General features: G+C 60.4%; 15 protein-coding genes and 2 tRNA genes. 16 read left to right on the top strand and 1 reads right to left on the bottom strand.

What is annotated here, in order from left to right; all coding sequences use genetic code 11:
- Positions 1-99: 99 nt before the first annotated feature.
- From dnaJ to MRBLPB4O_RS24305, 6 genes are all read left to right on the top strand, one after another.
- On the top strand, positions 100-1,224 hold the full coding sequence (gene dnaJ, locus MRBLPB4O_RS24330) for a molecular chaperone DnaJ (protein WP_110746145.1): 1,125 nt from the start codon (positions 100-102) through the stop codon (positions 1,222-1,224).
- A 13-nt stretch (positions 1,225-1,237) separates the two neighbouring features.
- Complete coding sequence (gene dapB, locus MRBLPB4O_RS24325; RefSeq protein WP_016501648.1) at positions 1,238-2,041, top strand: 4-hydroxy-tetrahydrodipicolinate reductase; 804 nt, start codon at positions 1,238-1,240, stop codon at positions 2,039-2,041.
- A gap of 325 nt (positions 2,042-2,366) precedes the next feature.
- On the top strand, positions 2,367-3,503 hold the full coding sequence (gene carA / locus MRBLPB4O_RS24320) for a glutamine-hydrolyzing carbamoyl-phosphate synthase small subunit (RefSeq protein WP_341796826.1): 1,137 nt from the start codon (positions 2,367-2,369) through the stop codon (positions 3,501-3,503).
- A gap of 105 nt (positions 3,504-3,608) precedes the next feature.
- Positions 3,609-6,830 (top strand): carbamoyl-phosphate synthase large subunit, encoded by a 3,222-nt coding sequence (gene carB / locus MRBLPB4O_RS24315; RefSeq protein WP_016501646.1) that lies wholly within the window; start codon positions 3,609-3,611, stop codon positions 6,828-6,830.
- Entirely contained in the window at positions 6,827-7,309 is a 483-nt protein-coding gene (greA, locus tag MRBLPB4O_RS24310) for a transcription elongation factor GreA (RefSeq protein ID WP_016501645.1), read from the top strand. Before carB ends, greA begins: the two co-directional genes overlap by 4 nt.
- Entirely contained in the window at positions 7,287-7,736 is a 450-nt protein-coding gene (locus MRBLPB4O_RS24305) for a hypothetical protein (protein ID WP_012053750.1), read from the top strand. The genes greA and MRBLPB4O_RS24305 overlap by 23 nt, the downstream gene beginning before the upstream one ends.
- A 12-nt stretch (positions 7,737-7,748) precedes the next feature.
- Here MRBLPB4O_RS24305 and MRBLPB4O_RS24300 read toward each other — a convergent pair whose 3' ends face one another.
- Positions 7,749-8,057 (bottom strand): YhbY family RNA-binding protein, encoded by a 309-nt coding sequence (locus MRBLPB4O_RS24300; RefSeq protein WP_341796825.1) that lies wholly within the window; start codon positions 8,055-8,057, stop codon positions 7,749-7,751.
- A gap of 102 nt (positions 8,058-8,159) precedes the next feature.
- Between MRBLPB4O_RS24300 and rlmE the strand changes: the two genes are divergently transcribed.
- The 10 genes from rlmE to nusA all read left to right on the top strand — a co-directional run bounded on the left by rlmE (position 8,160) and on the right by nusA (position 16,749).
- Positions 8,160-8,786, top strand: a complete 627-nt coding sequence (rlmE, locus tag MRBLPB4O_RS24295) for a 23S rRNA (uridine(2552)-2'-O)-methyltransferase RlmE (RefSeq protein WP_041167880.1) — start codon at positions 8,160-8,162, stop codon at positions 8,784-8,786.
- A gap of 202 nt (positions 8,787-8,988) precedes the next feature.
- A complete protein-coding gene (ftsH, locus tag MRBLPB4O_RS24290) occupies positions 8,989-10,893 on the top strand; it encodes an ATP-dependent zinc metalloprotease FtsH (protein ID WP_041167879.1) in 1,905 nt (634 codons plus the stop codon).
- A gap of 8 nt (positions 10,894-10,901) precedes the next feature.
- On the top strand, positions 10,902-11,753 hold the full coding sequence (folP, locus tag MRBLPB4O_RS24285) for a dihydropteroate synthase (RefSeq protein ID WP_341796824.1): 852 nt from the start codon (positions 10,902-10,904) through the stop codon (positions 11,751-11,753).
- 16 nt (positions 11,754-11,769) lie between these two features.
- Positions 11,770-13,110, top strand: coding sequence for a phosphoglucosamine mutase (gene glmM, locus MRBLPB4O_RS24280; protein WP_341796823.1), 1,341 nt, complete (start codon positions 11,770-11,772; stop codon positions 13,108-13,110).
- 65 nt (positions 13,111-13,175) lie between these two features.
- Positions 13,176-13,931 carry a triose-phosphate isomerase gene (gene tpiA, locus MRBLPB4O_RS24275; protein WP_341796822.1) on the top strand — a complete coding sequence of 252 codons (756 nt, stop codon included), beginning with the start codon at positions 13,176-13,178 and terminating at the stop codon, positions 13,929-13,931.
- 4 nt (positions 13,932-13,935) lie between these two features.
- A complete protein-coding gene (secG, locus tag MRBLPB4O_RS24270; RefSeq protein ID WP_341796821.1) occupies positions 13,936-14,334 on the top strand; it encodes a preprotein translocase subunit SecG in 399 nt (132 codons plus the stop codon).
- 21 nt (positions 14,335-14,355) lie between these two features.
- Positions 14,356-14,441 (top strand) — tRNA-Leu (locus MRBLPB4O_RS24265).
- Positions 14,442-14,542: 101 nt separating this feature from the next.
- Positions 14,543-14,619: transfer RNA gene (locus tag MRBLPB4O_RS24260), tRNA-Met, on the top strand.
- Positions 14,620-14,749: 130 nt separating this feature from the next.
- On the top strand, positions 14,750-15,208 hold the full coding sequence (gene rimP, locus MRBLPB4O_RS24255) for a ribosome maturation factor RimP (protein ID WP_033702568.1): 459 nt from the start codon (positions 14,750-14,752) through the stop codon (positions 15,206-15,208).
- A gap of 59 nt (positions 15,209-15,267) precedes the next feature.
- Positions 15,268-16,749 carry a transcription termination factor NusA gene (gene nusA, locus MRBLPB4O_RS24250; RefSeq protein ID WP_016489167.1) on the top strand — a complete coding sequence of 494 codons (1,482 nt, stop codon included), beginning with the start codon at positions 15,268-15,270 and terminating at the stop codon, positions 16,747-16,749.
- The last annotated feature ends 11 nt before the right edge of the window (positions 16,750-16,760 follow it).

The raw sequence follows: 16,760 nt of genomic DNA, 5'->3' as shown, positions 1-16,760 counted from the left end.
CGAGAATTTTTACAGCATCTGTCAGCCAACTTTGGTGGCGCAGGCAGGTGCTGATGGCGCGGCGCAGATGCCAGACGCCCAACAAGGTGCAAATGACCTATGTCCAAGCGTGATTATTATGAGGTACTGGGTGTCGAGCGCGGCGCCAGCGAGTCTGACCTCAAAAAGGCCTATCGCCGCCTGGCGATGAAATACCACCCGGACCGCAACCCGGGTGACAAAGAGTCGGAAGACATGTTCAAGGAGGCCAACGAGGCCTACGAAGTGCTGTCTGATGCCAGCAAGCGCGCGGCGTTCGACCAGTACGGCCATGCGGGTGTCGACCCGAGCATGGGCGGTGGTGGTGCCGGCTTCGGTGGCGCCAACTTCTCCGACATCTTCGGCGATGTATTCAGCGACTTCTTCGGTGGCGGCCGCGGTGGTGGACGTGGCGGTGCCCAGCGCGGCAGTGACCTGCGCTACACCCTGGAGCTGAACCTGGAAGAAGCGGTGCGTGGCACCACGGTCAGCATCCGCGTTCCTACCCTGGTCAATTGCCAGCCTTGCGACGGTTCCGGTGCCAAGAAGGGTTCGACCCCGTCGACCTGCCCGACGTGCGGCGGCATCGGTCAGGTGCGCATGCAGCAAGGCTTCTTCTCGGTGCAGCAAACCTGCCCGCGCTGCCATGGCCAGGGCAAGATCATTACCGACCCGTGCACCTCGTGCCACGGCGAAGGCCGTGTCGAAGAATACAAGACGTTGTCGGTCAAGGTGCCGGCAGGTGTCGATACCGGCGACCGCATCCGCCTCTCGGGCGAGGGCGAGGCCGGTACCCATGGTGGCCCGACTGGCGACCTGTACGTGGTGATCAGTGTGCGTGAGCACGAGATCTTCCAGCGCGACGGCAAGCACCTGTACTGCGAAGTGCCCATCAGCTACACCGATGCCGCCCTGGGTGGTGAGCTGGAAGTGCCGACCCTTGATGGTCGCGTGAAGCTGAAAATTCCGGAAGGCACCCAGACTGGCAAGCAGTTCCGCCTGCGTGGCAAGGGTGTGGCGCCGGTGCGCGGTGGTGGTGCGGGTGACCTGCTGTGCCGTGTGGCGGTGGAAACCCCGGTCAACCTCAGCCGCCGTCAGCGCGAGCTGCTCGAAGAGCTGCGGGACTCGCTGGAAGGCGACAGTTCCCACTCGCCCAAGGCCAGTGGCTGGTTCGATGGCGTGAAGCGCTTCTTCGGCGATCTCTGACAAGGAAAAGGCTATGCGACGTATTGCAGTGATGGGCGCGGCAGGGCGGATGGGCAAGACCCTGATCGAGGCTGTGCAGCAAACCCCGGGTGCCGGCCTGACGGCAGCGATCGATCGCCCTGACAGCTCGCTGGTCGGGGCGGACGCCGGTGAATTGGCGGCCCTCGGCCGGATCGGTGTGCTGCTGTCCGATGACCTGGCCAAGGTTGCCGACGAGTTCGACGTGCTGATCGATTTCACGCACCCTTCGGTCACCCTCAAGAACCTGGCGTTCTGCCGCAAGCACGGCAAGGCGATGATCATCGGTACTACGGGCTTCTCTGTTGAAGAGAAGCAGCTGCTGGCCGAGGCGGGCAAGGACATTCCAATCGTGTTTGCCGCCAACTTCAGTGTCGGCGTCAACCTCAGCCTCAAGCTGCTGGATATGGCGGCGCGGGTGCTGGGTGATGATGTTGATATCGAGATCATCGAGGCGCACCACCGGCACAAGGTCGATGCGCCGTCGGGTACTGCGCTGCGCATGGGTGAAGTGGTTGCCAATGCGCTGGGCCGGGACCTGCAGGAAGTGGCCGTGTATGGCCGCGAAGGACAGACCGGTGCGCGTGATCGCAAGACCATTGGTTTCGCGACTGTGCGTGCCGGTGATGTGGTGGGTGATCACACTGTATTGTTCGCTGCCGAAGGCGAGCGTCTGGAAATCACTCACAAGGCCTCCAGCCGCATGACCTTCGCCAAGGGCGCTGTGCGTGCGGCGCTGTGGCTGGATGGGCGCGAGCCTGGCCTTTACGACATGCAGGATGTGCTCGAGCTGCGCTGAGCCGTTCGAGTGGTGTTGGCTTCTTCGCGGGCTTGCCCGCTCCCACAGGTATTGCGCCGGTCTTGGCGCCTGGTGGTTCTGTGGGAGCGGGCGAGCCCGCGAAGAAGCCACCGCCGATGTCAGTCTGTCGCATTGATGTGTTTTAGAGACACATATGCGGTAGACCGAAAACGCACTTTTCTGTAAGCTACAGCTTTAGTGTGTCCACTAAAAGCGCGCAGCGAATTGAATTCAGCACATGAAAGCGGGGTGACGTGTCCATACGTCACTCCGCTTTTTTGCAACCTGCGATCGCCCTTTCATGCTTGATTTACGGGAGGTCTTCTTGACAAAGCCAGCCATACTCGCCCTTGCCGACGGCAGTATTTTTCGCGGTGAAGCCATTGGTGCCGACGGTCAGACCGTTGGTGAGGTGGTATTCAACACCGCTATGACCGGCTACCAGGAAATCCTTACAGACCCTTCCTATGCGCAGCAAATCGTTACCCTGACCTACCCGCACATCGGTAACACCGGTACTACGCCGGAAGATGCCGAGTCGAACCGCGTCTGGTCCGCTGGCCTGGTCATCCGTGACCTGCCGCTGCTGGCCAGCAACTGGCGTAACACCCAGTCGCTGCCTGAATACCTCAAGGCCAACAACGTCGTTGCCATCGCTGGCATCGACACCCGTCGCCTGACCCGTATCCTGCGTGAAAAGGGCGCCCAGAACGGTTGCATCCTCGCCGGTGACAACATCAGCGAAGAAGCCGCCATCGCCGCTGCCCGTGGTTTCCCGGGCCTGAAGGGCATGGACCTGGCCAAGGTCGTTTCCACCAAAGAGCGCTACGAGTGGCGCTCCAGCGTGTGGGAGCTGAAAACCGACAGCCACCCGACCATCGAAGCTGCCGACCTGCCTTACCACGTGGTTGCCTTCGACTACGGCGTCAAGCTGAACATCCTGCGCATGCTGGTTGCCCGTGGCTGCCGCGTGACCGTGGTGCCGGCCCAGACCCCGGCCAGCGAAGTGCTGGCACTCAACCCGGACGGCGTGTTCCTGTCCAACGGCCCTGGTGACCCTGAGCCGTGCGACTACGCCATCCAGGCGATCAAGGAAATCCTCGAAACCGAGATTCCGGTATTCGGCATCTGCCTCGGCCACCAGCTGCTGGCCCTGGCCTCCGGCGCCAAGACCGTGAAAATGGGCCACGGTCACCACGGTGCCAACCACCCGGTCCAGGACCTGGACAGCGGTGTGGTCATGATCACCAGCCAGAACCACGGTTTTGCTGTTGATGAAACTACCCTGCCGGGCAACGTTCGCGCCATCCACAAGTCGCTGTTCGACGGCACCCTGCAGGGTATCGAGCGCACCGACAAGAGCGCGTTCAGCTTCCAGGGCCACCCTGAAGCGAGCCCTGGCCCGACCGACGTCGCGCCACTGTTCGATCGTTTCACCGATGCCATGGCCAAGCGCCGCTGAGCATCCTGCTTCAAGGCCCCGGGCCGGCTCGCGCCGCGCCCGGAAGCGCCTGACCCAGATTGTTCTAAGCGGCTTGCCGACTGACCCCGGATTTGAGTGACCACCATGCCAAAACGTACAGACATCAAAAGCATCCTGATTCTCGGTGCCGGCCCGATCGTGATCGGCCAGGCCTGTGAATTCGACTACTCCGGCGCCCAGGCCTGCAAGGCCCTGCGCGAGGAAGGTTTCCGCGTCATCCTGGTGAACTCCAACCCAGCCACCATCATGACCGACCCGGCCATGGCCGACGCCACCTACATCGAGCCGATCAAGTGGCAGTCGGTGGCCAAGATCATCGAGAAAGAGCGCCCGGACGCCGTTTTGCCGACCATGGGTGGCCAGACCGCACTGAACTGCGCCCTGGACCTGGAGCGCCACGGCGTTCTGGAGAAGTTCGGCGTAGAGATGATCGGTGCCAACGCCGATACCATCGACAAGGCTGAAGACCGTTCGCGCTTCGACAAGGCCATGAAGGATATCGGCCTGGAATGCCCGCGCTCGGGTATCGCCCACAGCATGGAAGAGGCCAATGCGGTCCTCGAAAAGCTCGGCTTCCCGTGCATCATCCGTCCGTCGTTCACCATGGGTGGCACTGGCGGTGGTATCGCTTACAATCGTGAAGAATTCGAAGAAATCTGCACCCGTGGTCTGGACCTTTCGCCGACCAAAGAGCTGCTGATCGACGAATCGCTGATCGGCTGGAAAGAGTACGAGATGGAAGTGGTCCGCGACAAAAAGGACAACTGCATCATCGTCTGCTCGATCGAAAACTTCGACCCGATGGGCGTGCACACCGGTGACTCGATCACCGTTGCTCCAGCGCAGACCCTGACCGACAAGGAATACCAGATCATGCGCAACGCCTCGCTGGCGGTGCTGCGTGAAATCGGTGTTGAAACCGGCGGTTCCAACGTGCAGTTCGGTATCTGCCCGGACACCGGCCGTATGGTCGTCATCGAGATGAACCCGCGCGTATCGCGTTCGTCCGCCCTGGCTTCCAAGGCCACCGGCTTCCCGATCGCCAAGATCGCCGCCAAGCTGGCCATTGGCTACACCCTCGACGAACTGCAGAACGACATCACCGGCGGCCGCACCCCGGCTTCCTTCGAGCCGTCGATCGACTACGTCGTCACCAAGCTGCCGCGCTTCGCCTTCGAGAAATTCCCGAAAGCCGACGCCCGCCTGACCACCCAGATGAAATCCGTGGGTGAAGTCATGGCCATCGGCCGTACCTTCCAGGAATCCCTGCAGAAAGCCCTGCGCGGCCTGGAAGTCGGTGCCTGCGGTCTGGACCCGAAAGTGGACCTGGCCAGCCCTGAAGCTGCCGGCATCCTCAAGCGCGAGCTGACCGTGCCGGGCGCCGAGCGTATCTGGTACGTCGCTGACGCCATGCGTTCGGGCATGACCTGCGAAGAAATCTTTGCACTCACCGGCATCGACATGTGGTTCCTGGTGCAGATGGAAGATCTGATCAAGGAAGAAGAGAAGGTCAAGACCCTGGCCCTGTCGTCCATCGACAAGAGCCTGATGCTGCGCCTCAAGCGCAAAGGTTTCTCGGACCAGCGCCTGGCCGTGCTGCTGGGTATCACCGACAAGAATCTGCGCCGTCACCGCCACAAGCTCGAAGTGTTCCCGGTATATAAGCGCGTCGACACCTGCGCCGCCGAGTTCGCCACCGACACCGCCTACCTGTACTCCACCTACGAGGAAGAGTGCGAGGCGAACCCGTCGACCCGCGACAAGATCATGATCCTGGGTGGCGGGCCGAACCGTATCGGCCAAGGTATCGAGTTCGACTATTGCTGCGTACACGCCGCCTTGGCGCTGCGTGAAGACGGTTACGAGACCATCATGGTCAACTGCAACCCGGAAACCGTTTCCACCGACTACGACACCTCCGACCGCCTGTACTTCGAGCCGCTGACCCTGGAAGACGTCTTGGAAGTGTGCCGCGTCGAGAAGCCGAAAGGCGTGATCGTCCATTACGGCGGCCAGACCCCGCTGAAACTGGCCCGTGCCCTGGAAGAAGCCGGCGTACCGATCATCGGTACCAGCCCGGATGCCATCGACCGCGCCGAAGACCGTGAGCGCTTCCAGCAGATGGTTCAGCGCCTGAACCTGCTGCAGCCGCCAAACGCCACCGTGCGCAGCGAAGAAGAAGCCATCCGCGCTGCTGGCGGCATCGGCTACCCGCTGGTGGTGCGCCCGTCGTACGTACTGGGCGGCCGCGCCATGGAAATCGTCTACGAACTGGACGAGCTCAAACGCTACCTGCGTGAAGCGGTACAAGTGTCGAACGACAGCCCGGTACTGCTCGACCACTTCCTCAACTGCGCCATCGAGATGGACGTGGATGCGGTGTGCGATGGCACTGACGTTGTGATCGGCGCCATCATGCAGCACATCGAACAGGCCGGCGTTCACTCCGGTGACTCGGCGTGCTCGCTGCCACCTTACTCGCTGAGCAAGGAAGTGCAAGACGAAGTCCGAGTACAGGTCACCAAAATGGCCCTGGAGCTGGGCGTTGTCGGCCTGATGAACGTGCAGCTGGCCCTGCAAGGCGACAAGATCTACGTGATCGAAGTCAACCCGCGCGCCTCGCGTACCGTGCCGTTCGTGTCCAAGTGCATCGGCACTTCCCTGGCCATGATCGCCGCCCGCGTGATGGCCGGCAAAACCCTGAAAGAGCTGGGCTTCACCCAGGAAATCATCCCGAACTTCTATAGCGTCAAGGAAGCCGTCTTCCCGTTCGCCAAGTTCCCGGGGGTTGACCCGATCCTCGGCCCTGAGATGAAATCGACCGGTGAAGTCATGGGTGTCGGTGACACCTTCGGTGAAGCGTTCGCCAAAGCCCAGATGGGTGCCAGCGAAGTGCTGCCGACCGGTGGTACCGCGTTCATCAGCGTGCGTGACGACGACAAGCCACAAGTGGCTGGCGTTGCCCGCGACCTGATCGCCCTGGGCTTCGAAGTGGTTGCAACTGCTGGCACCGCCAAGGTTATCGAGGCGGCTGGCCTGAAAGTGCGCCGTGTGAACAAGGTGACCGAAGGTCGCCCGCACGTGGTCGACATGATCAAGAACGACGAAGTGTCGCTGATCATCAACACCACCGAGGGCCGTCAGTCGATTGCCGATTCCTACTCGATTCGTCGCAATGCGCTGCAGCACAAGATTTACTGCACCACCACCATTGCGGCCGGTGAAGCCATCTGCGAGGCGCTGAAATTTGGTCCTGAAAAGACCGTTCGTCGCCTGCAAGATCTGCATGCAGGACTGAAAGCATGAGCATTACCAAGTACCCGATGACCGTCCAGGGCGCTCGCGCCCTGGAAGAGGAGCACCTGTTCCTGAGCAAGACAGAGCGCCCGCGTTTGAGCCAGGCGATCGGTGAAGCGCGCGAACTGGGCGACCTCAAGGAGAACGCCGAATACCATGCCGCCCGCGAAGAGCAGGGCATGGTCGAGGCGCGTATCCGCGATATCGAAGGCCGTCTGCAGAACTCGGTCGTGATCGACGTGACCACCATTGCCCATACCGGCAAGGTCATCTTCGGCACCACCGTAGAGCTGGCCAACACCGAAACCGACGAGCGGGTGAAGTACCAGATCGTTGGCGAGGACGAAGCCAACATCAAGCTCGGCAAGCTTTCGGCAAGCGCGCCGATTGCCCGTGCCATTATCGGCAAGGAAGAAGGCGACATCGTCGTCATCAAGACGCCAAGCGGCACGGTCGAGTACGAGATTGTCGAAGTCCAGCACATCTGACCGGCGCCTGCGGGCGCCATCCCTTGAGGGGATCCTCTGGCAACTGGCCCAGGTTTTCTGGGTTGGTGGCCTGTGGGTGTTCCATGTAGGGCTGGTGCCTGCGCTCAAGGTCAGTGGTCTGGCGCCGCTGCTTGTGCAGGACATCGCTGGGCAGATCGACCGCTGGTTGATCGGCGTGGCGTTGCTTGGCTTGTTGACCCAGCTGGCAGTGCTGGCAAGGGTGGACGGCCTGGCGGCCTGGTGGCGGCAGTTCCGTGGCCAGATGCTGTTGCTCGGCTTCGGTGCCTGCGTGGGGTATTACACCTTGCGCTACGGTATTTCCGTGGGCGAGCGCTGGCAGATGTTCTGCTTCCTGGTGCTGGGCTTTTCCGGCATCGTGCTGGTGGCCCAGCCGGTACCGGTCAGGGCGCGTTCGCCGCGCCACTGACCGGAGCCACCGTTACTTGAAGCGGTGGATATTGGACAGCTGCTTGTTCGGCTGTGGGTTCTTGCGGTAGATCAGCGCTTTCTTGCCGATGGTCTGCACCAGCTCGGCACGGCCGGCCTTGCACAGCTCGGCAATGGTGGCAGCACGCTCTTCGCGGTCTTCCGAGCGAATTTCGACCTTGATCAGCTCATGGTCGACCAGTGCGCGCTCCAGCTCGCCGATTACGCCTTCATTCAGACCGTTCCCGGCAACGATCAGGACCGGCTTCAGGTCATGACCAATGGACTTGTATTGCTTCTTCTGCTCGTTATTGAGCGGCATAATCTGACCCTTTCCGTCTGATTCTGTAAAATTGACCGGCATTTTACCCGAGGGCCACCGGCTCCGCCCAGTCAATCACGACGCATATCATCGAGGTGCCCCGTGGTACAACGTTCCAAAAGCAGCGCAAACTGGCTGCGAGAGCATTTTAACGACCCTTTTGTGAAGCAGGCGCAGAAGGATGGCTACCGCTCGCGTGCGAGCTACAAACTGCTGGAGATCCAGGAAAAGGACCGCCTGATCCGTCCTGGCATGAGTGTAATCGACCTTGGCGCGGCCCCTGGCGGCTGGTCGCAGGTGACCAGTCGTCTGATTGGTGGTCAGGGCCGGTTGATCGCTTCCGACATCCTGGAAATGGACTCGATCCCCGACGTGACCTTCATCCAGGGTGACTTCACCGAGGATGCAGTGCTGCAGCAGATCCTCGCGGCGGTCGGTGATTCGCACGTAGACCTTGTGATTTCAGACATGGCCCCCAATATGAGTGGTACGCCCGAAGTGGACATGCCGCGCGCCATGTTCCTCTGCGAGCTGGCCCTGGATCTGGCAACCCGCGTGTTGAAGCCTGGCGGTGACTTCCTGATCAAGATTTTCCAGGGCGAAGGTTTCGATATGTACCTGAAGGATGTGCGCACCAAGTTCGACAAGGTGCAAATGCGCAAGCCGTCCTCTTCGCGGGACCGTTCCCGTGAGCAGTACCTGTTGGGCAAAGGTTTCAAAGGTGTTTGAAAAGCGTGCTGCGGGTGGTCGATAGTTATTTCCAATCGGCCCTCCCGTCTGGATCGTCCGAACTTCGTGTAGTCTAGCTTTCACAAAGGGTTACAGACGGTGCCTGCGGCTGCGTAGGTAATGTAGTAAGTTAGGGCGATGAATATCATGCGAGGCACGGCTGCGTCGTGCGCCGGCCTCAGAGGGTAGCGAATTGAACGACATGGCAAAGAATCTGATCCTGTGGTTGATCATCGCAGCTGTCCTGGTGACAGTGATGAACAACTTCTCCAGCCCTAACGAGCCGCAGACCCTCAACTATTCCGACTTCATCCAGCAGGTCAAGGATGGCAAGGTCGAGCGTGTGACCGTCGACGGCTACATCATTACCGGCAAGCGCGCCGACGGCGACAATTTCAAGACCGTGCGCCCGGCCATTACCGACAATGGCCTTATCGGTGACCTGGTCGACAACCACGTGGTTGTAGAAGGCAAGCAGCCTGAACAGCAGAGCATCTGGACGCAGTTGCTGGTCGCCAGCTTCCCGATCCTGGTGATCATTGCCGTGTTCATGTTCTTCATGCGCCAGATGCAAGGCGGTGCGGGTGGCAAGGGCGGGCCGATGAGTTTCGGCAAGAGCAAGGCGCGCCTGCTGTCCGAAGACCAGGTCAAAACCACATTGGCCGACGTTGCAGGTTGCGACGAAGCCAAGGAAGAAGTGGGCGAGCTGGTCGAGTTCCTGCGCGATCCGGGCAAGTTCCAGCGCCTGGGTGGCCGTATCCCGCGCGGTGTGCTGATGGTAGGCCCGCCCGGTACCGGTAAGACCCTGCTGGCCAAGGCCATTGCGGGCGAGGCGAAAGTACCGTTCTTCACCATTTCCGGTTCGGACTTCGTGGAAATGTTCGTCGGTGTCGGTGCCAGCCGTGTGCGCGACATGTTCGAACAGGCCAAGAAGCACGCTCCGTGCATCATCTTCATCGACGAGATCGACGCCGTTGGTCGCCACCGTGGCGCCGGCATGGGTGGTGGTCACGACGAGCGTGAGCAAACCCTCAACCAGTTGCTGGTAGAGATGGACGGCTTCGAAATGAACGATGGCATCATCGTCATCGCCGCCACCAACCGTCCCGACGTGCTCGACCCGGCACTGCTGCGTCCTGGTCGTTTCGACCGCCAGGTGGTGGTGGGCCTGCCAGACATCCGCGGTCGCGAACAGATCCTCAAGGTGCACATGCGCAAGGTGCCGATTGGCGAAAACGTCAACCCGGCGGTCATTGCCCGTGGTACCCCTGGCTTCTCCGGTGCCGACCTGGCCAACCTGGTCAACGAGGCTTCGCTGTTTGCCGCGCGTTCCAACAAGCGCCTGGTCGAAATGAAAGAGTTCGAGCTGGCCAAGGACAAGATCATGATGGGCGCCGAGCGCAAGACCATGGTCATGTCCGAGAAAGAAAAGCGCAACACTGCCTACCACGAGGCGGGTCATGCCATCGTTGGTCGCCTGGTGCCTGAGCACGACCCGGTCTACAAGGTTTCGATCATTCCGCGCGGTCGCGCCCTGGGCGTGACCATGTTCCTGCCGGAAGAAGACCGCTACAGCCTGTCCAAGCGTGCACTGATCAGCCAGATCTGCTCGTTGTACGGCGGCCGTATCGCCGAAGAGATGACCCTGGGCTTCGACGGCGTCACCACGGGTGCCTCCAACGACATCATGCGGGCCAGCCAGATCGCTCGCAACATGGTCACCAAGTGGGGCTTGTCGGAAAAACTCGGCCCGCTGATGTACGCAGAAGAAGAGGGTGAAGTGTTCCTCGGCCGCAGCGCGGGCAGCCAGCACGCCAGTGTGTCCGGCGAGACTGCCAAGCTGATCGACTCCGAAGTACGCAGCATCATCGACCAGTGCTACGCCACTGCCAAGCAGCTGCTGATCGAGAATCGCGACAAGCTCGAAGCGATGACCGAAGCGCTGATGAAGTATGAGACCATTGATGCCGATCAGATCGATGACATCATGGCTGGCCGTACACCACGCGAACCGCGTGACTGGGACGACGACAAGCATTCGGGCACCCCTGCTGCCCAGGATGATCGCCCTGAATCGCCAATTGGCGGTCCGGCAGCTCAACACTAAGGGCGTCTATGAGCTCAGTGCAGTACCCGACCCGGTTGCCTTGCGGCAACCGGGTTCTTGATTTGTCGCGTACCCATGTCATGGGTATTCTCAATATCACCCCCGATTCCTTCTCCGATGGTGGGCGCTTCAGTCAGCGCGACGAGGCCCTGCGCCATGCCGAAGCGATGGCTGCCGCCGGCGCCACGCTGATCGACATCGGTGGTGAGTCCACGCGCCCCGGTGCGCGGGCGGTATCCGTGACCGAGGAGCTGGAGCGTGTGGCGCCGATGGTCGAGGCTATCAACAGCCGCCTGGACGTCGTCATTTCGGTCGATACTTCGACGCCTGCCGTCATGCGTGAATCGGCGCGCCTCGGTGCCGGGCTGATCAATGACGTCCGTGGCCTGGAGCGTGATGGCGCCCTGGATGCCGCTGCGGATACCGGGCTCCCGGTGTGCCTCATGCACATGCGCGGCGAGCCGGGTAACATGCAGGACGACCCGCATTACGATGATGTGGCCGCCGACGTTACGCGTTATCTTGAACAGCGGATGGCCGCCTGCGCTGCAGCGGGCATCGATGCGAACAGAATCATCCTTGACCCAGGCTTTGGTTTCGCCAAGACACTGGCGCACAACCTTAGCCTGTTCAAGCACATGGAAGCGCTCTATCGCCTTGGGCGCCCGCTGCTGGTGGGCGTTTCACGAAAGAGCATGATCGGCCTGACGCTGGATCGTCCGGTCGGCGAGCGGTTGTACGGCAGCCTTGCGCTGGCGGCGTTGGCCATGACCAAGGGGGCGAGCATCCTTCGTGTCCATGACGTGGCCGAAACTGTCGATGTGGTGCGCATGATCGCTGCGGTACAAAACGCCGAATAAGAACATTGGAGTCCCTATGAGCAGAAAATACTTTGGTACCGACGGCATTCGTGGCCGCGTCGGCGAATTCCCGATCACGCCTGACTTCATGCTGAAGCTTGGCTGGGCGGCCGGCATGGCCTTCCGTAAGCAGGGCCATTGCCGCGTGCTGGTGGGCAAGGACACGCGTATCTCCGGCTACATGTTCGAGTCCGCACTCGAAGCCGGTCTGGCCGCAGCAGGTGCCGACGTCATGCTGCTGGGGCCAATGCCTACACCGGCCATCGCCTACCTGACTCGCACCTTCCATGCCCAGGCGGGCATTGTCATCAGTGCTTCGCACAACCCGCACGAAGACAACGGCATCAAGTTTTTCTCGGGCCAGGGCACCAAGCTGCCGGACGAAGTAGAGCTGATGATCGAAGAGTTGCTCGACCAGCCGATGACCGTTGTCGACTCGAGCAAGCTGGGCAAGGTCTCTCGCATCAACGATGCTGCTGGCCGCTACATCGAATTCTGCAAGAGCAGCGTGCCTAGCAGCACCAGTTTCGATGGCCTGAAGCTTGTGGTCGACTGTGCCCACGGTGCCACCTACAAGGTCGCGCCAAGCGTGTTCCGCGAGCTGGGTGCTGACGTGACCGTGCTGCATGCCCAGCCGGACGGCCTGAACATCAACGAAGGTTGCGGCTCGACCCACATCGAATCGCTGCAGGCCGCTGTGCTGGTTGGCCATGCCGACCTCGGCATTGCCTTCGACGGTGACGGTGATCGCGTGTTGATGGTCGACCACACTGGCGCCATCGTCGACGGCGACGAGCTGCTGTTTATCATTGCCCGCGACCTGCACGACCGTGGCAAGCTGCAGGGCGGGGTAGTGGGTACGTTGATGAGCAACCTGGGCCTGGAGCTTGCGCTGAAGGACCTGGATATCCCGTTCGTGCGGGCCAAGGTCGGCGACCGTTACGTCATGGCCGAACTGCTGGAGCGCGAGTGGCTGGTCGGGGGGGAAAACTCTGGCCACGTCGTGTGCTGCAACCACACCACCACCGGTGACGCGATCATTGCCGCGCTGCAGGTGCTGATGGCGCTCAAGCGCCGTGGTGAAACCCTGGCGCAGGCTCGTCAGGCCCTGCGCAAGTGCCCGCAGGTGCTGATCAACGTGCGCTTCGGCGCGAGCAAGGTCGACCCGCTGGAGCACCCGGCAGTCAAGGAGGCCAGTGCCAATGTGACCGAAGCCTTGGCTGGTCGCGGTCGTGTTCTGTTGCGCAAGTCCGGTACCGAGCCGTTGGTGCGGGTCATGGTCGAGGGCGAAGACGAAAGCCAGGTGCGGACGCACGCTGAAGCGTTGGCCAGACTGGTCGGCGAAGTTTGTGTCTGAAGGCGCTTGCCAGCGCAGATCTGGTTGGGTAAGATCTGCGCCCACTTTGACCGACGAGGTAAAGCATGCGTCGCCCTATGGTAGCTGGTAACTGGAAGATGCACGGTACCCGCGCTAGCGTCGCTGAGCTGACCGAAGGCTTGAGCAATCTCGCCTTGCCGAGCGGAGTGGAAGTCGCGGTGTTTCCACCGGCTTTGTTCATCAATCAGGTGATTGATGGCCTGGCAGGTAAAGAAATAACTGTCGGCGCACAGAATTCTGCTGTACAACCCGAACAGGGTGCGCTGACCGGGGAAGTTGCTCCGGAACAGCTGGTTGAAGCAGGTTGCAAGTTGGTGTTGGTGGGTCACTCGGAGCGTCGCCAGATCATTGGTGAAACCGACGAAGTGCTCAATCGCAAGTTTGCAGCGGCCCAGGCCAAAGGTTTGAAGCCAGTGCTTTGCATCGGGGAAACCCTTGAAGAGCGCGAGGCAGGCAAAACGCTTGAAGTTGTCGGGCGTCAACTAAGCAGTATCATCGAAGCATTCGGTGTTCAGGCTTTTGCCAATGCAGTAATTGCCTATGAGCCTGTATGGGCCATCGGCACCGGCCTGACGGCCACGCCACAGCAGGCCCAGGATGTGCACGCCGCCATCCGCGGCCAGCTGGCGGCAGAAGATGCTGAAGTAGCTGCGAAGGTGCAGCTGCTCTACGGCGGCAGCGTGAAGGCGGCCAATGCGGCCGAACTGTTCGGCATGCCGGATATCGATGGGGGTCTCATTGGTGGGGCTTCCCTGAACGCAGACGAATTCGGTGCAATTTGTCGCGCCGCAGGAAACTGAACAAATGCTGGAAACAGTCATCGTTGTTTTTCATCTGTTGGCAGCGCTGTCGCTTGTAGTGCTGGTACTGTTGCAACAGGGTAAGGGTGCTGAAGCAGGTGCATCTTTCGGCGCGGGTGCTTCAAATACCGTGTTCGGGAGCCAGGGCTCTGCAACGTTCCTAAGTAAATTCACTGCTATACTCGCTGCCACTTTCTTTTTGACAGCACTTGGGTTAGGATACTTCGCGAAGCAACAAGCTCACCAGCTTAGCCAAGCAGGTCTTCCAGATCCAGCAGTGCTAGAAGTGAAAGAGCAGCAGAAGCCGGCAGTTAATGATGATGTACCGGTGCTCCAGCAGCAGAAGAGCGAAACCCCCAATAATACGGGTGATGTACCTCCTCCGGCTCAAGAGCAGAAGTAACGGGTTTCAAGTAGTAGTATTGCCGAGGTGGTGGAATTGGTAGACACGCAACCTTGAGGTGGTTGTGCCCATAGGGTGTAGGGGTTCGAGTCCCCTTCTCGGTACCATATTGAAGCTTGAGAGCCCGCTTTAGCGGGCTTTCTTGTAGGTGAAGGTTTGGATTTGACCCTCAATGGGGTTCGGTCTTATACTTTCGCCCCAGCTTTGTCGCGGGGTGGAGCAGCTTGGTAGCTCGTCGGGCTCATAACCCGAAGGTCGTTGGTTCAAATCCAGCCCCCGCAACCAGCTTCAGCGGAGCCCCTTTTCAGGGGCTTTTTGCTAACCGAACAGTTTTCGGCGTCGTTGTCCAACGGCGCTTTCAGGGATGGGCGCTTCGCCCATTTTTCATTTGCACAGCATGCACGAGGGGGTTCAGGTGTCGAGCAAGCTAGAACAGTTGCAGGCCTTGTTGGCCCCGGTGGTCACGGGGCTGGGCTTCGAATGCTGGGGGATTGAATTCGTCTCCCAAGGCAAGCATTCGGTACTACGTGTCTACATCGACAAGGAAGGCGGGATTCTGGTGGACGACTGCGCAGAAGTCAGCCGTCAGGTCAGCAGCGTTCTCGATGTGGAAGATCCGATCAGCTCTGAATATACCCTAGAGGTTTCTTCTCCTGGCATGGAACGCCCGCTGTTCACGCTTGAACAGTTTGCCTCGCATGCCGGCGAACAAGTGAAGATCAAGCTGCGCTCACCCTTCGAGGGTCGTCGTAACTTCCAGGGCCTTCTCCGCGGTGTGGAGGAGCAGGATGTGGTGGTCCAGGTGGACGATCAAGAGTTCCTGTTGCCGATCGACTCGATCGACAAGGCCAATATTATTCCCAGTTTTGACTGAGACGTGCCGGGCCCGGCGGACTATCCGGGCCCAATGGCTTGCGCAAGGCGAGGCGTACGATGAGCAAAGAAGTACTGCTGGTTGTTGAATCGGTATCCAACGAAAAAGGTGTACCGCCCGGCGTCATTTTCGAAGCGCTGGAAGTGGCCCTGGCCACTGCGACCAAAAAACGTTTTGAAGATGAAGTCGATCTGCGTGTGGAAATCAATCGTCACACCGGTAGCTACGAGACCTTCCGTCGCTGGACCGTGGTCGATGAAGCCGATCTTGATGATCCGGCGATCGAAACCTGGCTGGACAAGATCAAGGACACTCATCCGGAAGCCAAGATTGGTGACGTGATCGAGGAGAAGATCGAGTCCATCGAGTTCGGTCGTATCGCCGCCCAGACCGCCAAGCAGGTCATCGTACAGAAGGTCCGTGAGGCCGAGCGTGCCCAGGTGGTCGATGCTTACCGCGAACGCGTAGGCGAGATCATTTCCGGTACCGTTAAAAAGGTTACCCGCGACAACGTCATCGTTGACCTGGGTAACAACGCCGAGGCCTTGCTGGCCCGCGAAGATATTATTCCGCGCGAAACCTTCCGTGTGGGTGTGCGCCTGCGTGCACTGCTCAAGGAAATTCGCACTGAAAACCGTGGTCCTCAGCTGATCCTGTCGCGCACTGCGCCACAGATGCTGATCGAGCTTTTCCGCATTGAAGTGCCGGAAATTGCCGAGGGCCTCATTGAAGTCATGGCTGCCTCCCGTGATCCGGGTTCGCGAGCCAAGATCGCCGTCCGCTCCAAGGACAAGCGCATCGACCCGCAAGGCGCCTGTATCGGCATGCGTGGTTCGCGCGTCCAAGCTGTATCCGGGGAGTTGGGTGGTGAGCGTGTGGATATCGTCCTGTGGGACGATAACCCGGCGCAGTTCGTCATCAACGCCATGTCGCCGGCTGAAGTCGCGGCGATCATCGTTGATGAAGATGCCCATGCCATGGACATCGCCGTCGCCGAGGATAACCTGGCCCAGGCCATTGGCCGTGGCGGTCAGAACGTTCGTCTTGCCAGTCAGTTGACCGGCTGGACCCTGAACGTGATGACCGAGAAGGACATTCAGGCCAAGCAGCAGGCCGAAACAGGTGACATCCTGCGCAATTTCATCGATGAACTGGAAGTCGACGAGGAGCTGGCCCAAGTGCTGGTCGACGAAGGCTTCACCAGCCTCGAAGAAATTGCCTACGTACCGTTGGAAGAAATGCTCAACATCGATGGCTTTGACGAAGATATCGTCAATGAGCTCCGCGCTCGAGCCAAGGACCGTTTGTTGACCAAGGCCATCGCTACCGAAGAAAAACTGGCAGACGCCCACCCGGCCGAAGACCTGCTCTCTCTTGAGGGTATGGACAAGGACCTGGCGGCTGAACTGGCGGTGCGCGGCGTGGTTAACCGCGAAGACCTGGCCGAGCAGTCGATCGACGATCTGCTCGACATCGACGGCATCGACGAAGAGCGTGCCGGCAAGTTGATCATGGCCGCCCGAGCCCATTGGTTCGAGTAATTAGGCGCGGC

The organism is Pseudomonas sp. LPB4.O (assembly GCF_038383825.1).
Taxonomy (GTDB): domain Bacteria; phylum Pseudomonadota; class Gammaproteobacteria; order Pseudomonadales; family Pseudomonadaceae; genus Aquipseudomonas; species Aquipseudomonas putida.
The sequence above is the reverse complement of the archived record's forward strand: the minus strand, read 5'-3'. Positions and strand labels throughout refer to the sequence as shown.